The 933-nt window shown below is 43.0% G+C and carries 1 protein-coding gene; it reads left to right on the top strand.

Going from position 1 to position 933, the window contains the following annotated elements; all coding sequences use genetic code 11:
• Positions 1-40 precede the first annotated feature (40 nt).
• On the top strand, positions 41-933 hold an 893-nt coding region (locus Q3C15_RS08645), incomplete at its 3' end, for an IS30 family transposase (RefSeq protein ID WP_302704971.1).

Below are 933 nucleotides of genomic sequence, written 5' to 3' on the forward strand. Positions count from 1 at the left end.
ATGGTGTCGTTACAACATTCCATTAGAAAGAAGGACCTTTATGGGCACCACTATCTTATCATTTTCAGACCGCATTGTCATCGAAACGCTTCGTCATGAAAAGCGATCTCTTCGATATATCGCTGATTACCTGGGCTTTAGTAAGACTACTATCTTTAATGAAATTCACCGGTTAAAGGGTGAATACCATGCGACTAGTGCGCAAGCCGACCACGAAACTAAACTTAGTTATCGTGGTCGTAAATGCTCATTAACGGCTAACCTCAAGCGACTAATCGAAGACAAGATCAAGATTCAGAAATGGTCAATTGAACAAGTAGCCCATGTGGTTAGGATCGCCTACAAGACTATCTATAACTGGGTCGATCAAGGACTTCTAGATATTCGGATGACTGATTTACCTGACCATGGTATTCGTCGTAAGCGTGCTAAAGAAACCCGTGGGACTTTCAGTCATGGTCGTTCGATTGAAGATCGTCCAGCTGAAGCTTCTGATCGTAATATTGCAGGCCATTTTGAAGCTGATACAGTTTTATCTGGCAAGCGCAAAGGTCAAGCAGTAGCCACGTTTGTCGAACGCAAGAGTCGCCTTACTATCGTTAAACGGCTTGGTGGACGAGATAGCACTTCAATGACTAAGGCTATCCTTGAGTTAGCTAATCAATTAGGAACTAATCTCAAGACACTGACGGTTGATCACGGGAAAGAGTTCGCCAACTACCAATCAATTGAGAAAAATACCGGCGTGCCGTTGTACTTTGCCCATGCTTATTCTCCGCATGAACGTGGTAGTAATGAGAATCGTAATCGAGTGTTACGGCGATTTATTCCTAAGGGTCAGCCAATTGAAGAGATTAGTGATGATGAATTGATTCAGATTAACTGGTATCTGAATTCACGGCCACTCAAATGTTTGAACTGGCGAACTCCAAT

The sequence above is a fragment of the Ligilactobacillus sp. 110_WCHN genome (assembly GCF_030518115.1).
GTDB classification, from domain to species: domain Bacteria; phylum Bacillota; class Bacilli; order Lactobacillales; family Lactobacillaceae; genus Ligilactobacillus; species Ligilactobacillus aviarius_C.